At 76.3% G+C, this 3,679-nt stretch carries 6 protein-coding genes; 1 reads left to right on the top strand and 5 read right to left on the bottom strand.

Annotated elements, in window-relative coordinates:
* Positions 1-268, top strand: a 268-nt coding sequence (locus VF468_29940) for a YceI family protein (GenBank protein ID HEX5882507.1), incomplete at its 5' end; no start/stop codon positions are given.
* Positions 269-280: 12 nt separating this feature from the next.
* On the opposite strand, the gene VF468_29935 is transcribed toward VF468_29940, so the two are convergent.
* From VF468_29935 to VF468_29915, 5 genes are all read right to left on the bottom strand, one after another.
* A complete protein-coding gene (locus tag VF468_29935) occupies positions 281-1,087 on the bottom strand; it encodes an N-acetyltransferase (GenBank protein HEX5882506.1) in 807 nt (268 codons plus the stop codon).
* On the bottom strand, positions 1,084-1,881 hold the full coding sequence (locus VF468_29930) for a helical backbone metal receptor (GenBank protein HEX5882505.1): 798 nt from the start codon (positions 1,879-1,881) through the stop codon (positions 1,084-1,086). The genes VF468_29935 and VF468_29930 overlap by 4 nt, the downstream gene beginning before the upstream one ends.
* Positions 1,882-1,883: 2 nt before the next feature.
* Positions 1,884-2,429: a cob(I)yrinic acid a,c-diamide adenosyltransferase gene (locus VF468_29925; protein HEX5882504.1), complete on the bottom strand. Its 546-nt coding sequence runs from the start codon at positions 2,427-2,429 to the stop codon at positions 1,884-1,886.
* Entirely contained in the window at positions 2,426-3,151 is a 726-nt protein-coding gene (gene npdG, locus VF468_29920; GenBank protein ID HEX5882503.1) for an NADPH-dependent F420 reductase, read from the bottom strand. The genes VF468_29925 and npdG overlap by 4 nt, the downstream gene beginning before the upstream one ends.
* 36 nt (positions 3,152-3,187) lie before the next feature.
* A partial coding sequence (locus VF468_29915) for a hypothetical protein (GenBank protein HEX5882502.1) occupies positions 3,188-3,679 on the bottom strand: 492 nt, incomplete at its 5' end.

Below are 3,679 nucleotides of genomic sequence, written 5' to 3'. Positions count from 1 at the left end.
CATCCGGCCCGGCGAGGGCGAGACCGAGTGGAAGGTCGACGGCGAGCTCACCATCAAGGGCACGACCCGCCCGGTCACCGTGGAGGTCGAGTTCCTGGGCGGCGCCATCGACCCCTGGGGCAACCAGCGGATCGGCTTCTCCGGGGTCGTGGCCAAGGTCAACCGGGAGGACTGGGGCCTGACCTGGAACGCCGCCCTGGAGACGGGCGGGTTCCTGCTCTCCAAGGACGTCCGCCTGGAAATCGAGGCCGAGCTCATCAAGAAGTAGGCCGGCGGCGGTTCAGCGGGCCCGGTGCCAGAGGGTGAAGCGGGCGATGGGCAGGAACCCGATCGCCTCGGCGCTGGGCCTGCTCATGTCGCTGAACACCCCGACCAACGGCAGGCCGGGCGCGTCCAGCAGCCGCACGGCGGCCATGGCCGCCCAGTAGCCGCGGCGCCTGGCCTCCGGGAGGGTCACCCCGAGCGAGAAGTGCGCCACCCCGGCGTCCACGAACAGCGAGCCGAGGCAGACGGCCCGGCCGTGCTCGTAGCCGACCCACAGCCGCAGCCGCCCGTCGGCCAGGACCCGCTCGTCCAGCAGCGCCCCGGGGCGGTACGGCTGGAGCTCGCGGTAGGGGAAGCCGTCCACCGCCACCCGCTCCCAGTCGCGCAGGGCGCCGGCCCCGGCGACCCGCTCGACGCGGAGGCCGGGCGGGACCGGCGGGACCGGCCCGCCTCCCGGCGGCCGCAGCAGCATCGGCGGGTGCCCCTCCAGCACCCAGCCGCGGGGGCGCAGATCCGGGGTCGGCCAGGCGCTCCACAGGTAGACCTCGCCGGAGCCGCCGCCGTCGAAGAACCCTTCGACCTCGTCAAGGACCTCCCCGGGCCGGTCGAAAGGCAGCGGCCGCAGCAGCGTGGCCGCGTTGTGCATGGCCGCCGGGCGGCCCAGATCGGCGGCGACGAAGTCGTCGCGGCGCAGCACCCTGCCCCCGGCCGCGACGGCCGGCACCTCGTGGAAGGCGGCCAGGTTGAACAGGAACCGCCGCAGCAGCGTGTCGCCGACCGGCAGGTCCGGCTCCCAGCCGTCGGTGAGGTGCTCGCCGCTCACGGCGCCCCACCCAGGAGCTCGCGGAAGCTGGCCAGGGCGGCCGGGATGCGCGGGCCGTACCAGGTGAGGGCGCGGCCGTCGGCCAGCTCGACCCGGGTCCCGGCGAAGGCGGCGGCCACCTCGTCGGCGTCGGCCTGGCCGAACTCGTACGGCTCGGAGGGAAGCAGCACCACCTCGGGGGCGCGGGCGGCCAGCTCCGCCGGGTCGAGCTTCGGGTAGCGGGTGGCGGGGTCGTCCAGCACCGGCTCGCCCCCGGCCAGGCCCAGCAGGTCGGCCGCATAGGTCCGGCGGCCCAGCCACAGCCACGGGTCGCGCCAGACCGGACAGGCGTAGCGGACGCGGCGGGCCGGCTGGCGGCGGTAGGCGTCGGCCACGGCGGCGACCAGCTCGGCGTCAAGGGCCGCCGCCCCCGGCAGGTCGCCGACGGCGGCCGCGAGGTCGCGCAGCTCGCCGACGGCCCCGGCGACGGTGGTCGGCATGGTCACGAACACGGCCAGCCCGCCCGCCTCCAGGCGCTGGACGTCCAGCTTGCGGTTCTCCTCGGCGTTGGCCACGACCAGGTCGGGCTCCAGGCCGCGGATGGCCGCCAGGTCGGGGTTCTTGGTGCCCCGGACCCTGGTCAGCCCCTCCAGCGCGCCGGCCGGCTCCACGCACCAGTCGGTGACCCCGACCAGCCGCTCCCCCACCCCGGTGACGACCAGCCACTCGGTCAGCGACGGGACCAGGCTCACCACCCGCCCGACCCGGTCGGGCAGCGCCACCGAGGTGCCGCGGGCGTCGGTGACGTGCCGCACGGTCAGCCGGTGCGGAGGGTGCGGAAGTCGCCCTCCTCGTAGCGGGCGAGCACGAAGATCAGGTCGGCCAGGCGGTTGAGGTAGCGGACGACCTCGCCGTCGACCAGCATCCCGGCCCGGTCCATGGCCACCGTCTGGCGCTCGGCCCGGCGGATCACGGTCCGGGCGTAGTCCAGGAAGGCCGAGCCGCGCGACTCGCCGGGGACGATGAACTCCTCGGGCATGTGGGTCCGGGCCACGTACTCGTCGATCGCCTCCTCGAGCCCGTCGACCATCTCGGCCGTCACCTTGGTCTCGCCCGGGCTGAGCTTGTGGCTGTTCTCGGTGGCGGTGGCCAGCTCGGCCCCGGCCACGAACAGCTCCCGCTGCAGCCGCAGGACCAGGTCGGCCAGGATGCTGTCGGCGATGAACACCCTGGCCATGCCGAGGGCGGCCACCGCCTCGTCGGTGGTGCCGTAGGTCTCGGTGCGCTGGTCGCTCTTGTCGACCCGGCCGCCGTAGAGCAGCCCGGTGGTGCCGTCGTCGCCCCTGCGGGTGTAGATCCTCACGGGCCCTCCTCCCGGTCCCGATTCCCCGGTCGCAGCTCCGCGTTCAGACGCCGGCGGCGCTCGTCGCCGAGCCGGGAGATCCGCAGGCCGGCGTGGATCTTGTGGCGGCGGTTGATCCCGACGATCACCGCCGTGAACCCCTCCAGCTGGCGGGCCAGCCGCAGCGGCCCGGCGTCGACCCCCCGGCAGCCGGGGATCTGGTCGGCCAGCTCCAGCACCAGCCCCTTGGCCTCCGGGTCGTCGCTGACGACCAGCACGTCCGTCTCGACCTGCCGTTCGGGGTCGGCCAGCAGCTTGGGCGCGGCATGGTGGAAGGCGGCCACCACCCGGGCCTGGGGCAGCAGGGCGGCCGCCTGCTCGGCGGCGCTGCCCTCGGGCACCTCCAGCAGGTAGGGGCCCTGGTCGTCCCAACCGAGCGGGTTGATGACGTCGACCACCACCTTGGCGCCGATCGGCCCGGCCAGGTCGGGCAGCACGTCGGCCTGCCCGGCATAGGGGAAGACGAGGAAGACGACGTCGGCCTTGGCGGCCGCGTCCGGGTTGCCGACCCCCTCGATCGGCAGGTCCCGCCCGTCCAGCAGGTCGGCCACGATCCCCGCCGCCCGCGCCGGGTCGCGCGACCCGAGCAGCACCCGATGCCCGGCAAGGGCCATCCGCATCGCCAGCCCCCGGCCCTGGGGTCCGGTGCCGCCGAGCAGACCGATCGTGAGCGGGTCGGCCACGAGCTCCTCCTCCCTGGGATCAACGCCGGCCCGAGGCTACCCCGCGGGGTCGTGGTCGCGCTCGGGGTCCGGGTCGGGAGGGGCGGGGACGAGGGCGGCGGTGGCGGTGGCGCCGGGGGGCACCCCGGCGCCGGGGCCGAGGAACGCGCCGACCACCCGGGCCCCGGGGCCGACCACGGCCCCGGGGCCGACCACCGCCCTGGTCACCACCGCGCCGGGGCCGACCCGGGCGGCGGCGTCCAGCATCACCGGCCCGGCCAGCACGGCCGCCGGGTCGACCTCGGCCCCCGGGCCGGCGAACACCGGCCCGGGCCCGGCCCCCCGGCAGGCGCGACCCGGCGGCAGGGCGTAGGGCCAGCGGCCGGTCAGAAGGCCGGCCGAGACGTCGAGCAGGCGGGCCAGGGTGCCGGCGTCGGCCATCGGGCCCTGGAACGCCCGCCCGGCCAGCTCGCCGCGTTCCAGCAGCGGCACCAGCACCCGCGCGTCCAGGTCGGCCCGCCCAGGCTCCAGCCCGGCCAGCAGCCCAGC

The sequence above is a fragment of the Actinomycetota bacterium genome (assembly GCA_036280995.1).
Classification (GTDB): domain Bacteria; phylum Actinomycetota; class CALGFH01; order CALGFH01; family CALGFH01; genus CALGFH01.
The sequence above is the reverse complement of the archived record's forward strand: the minus strand, read 5'-3'. Positions and strand labels throughout refer to the sequence as shown.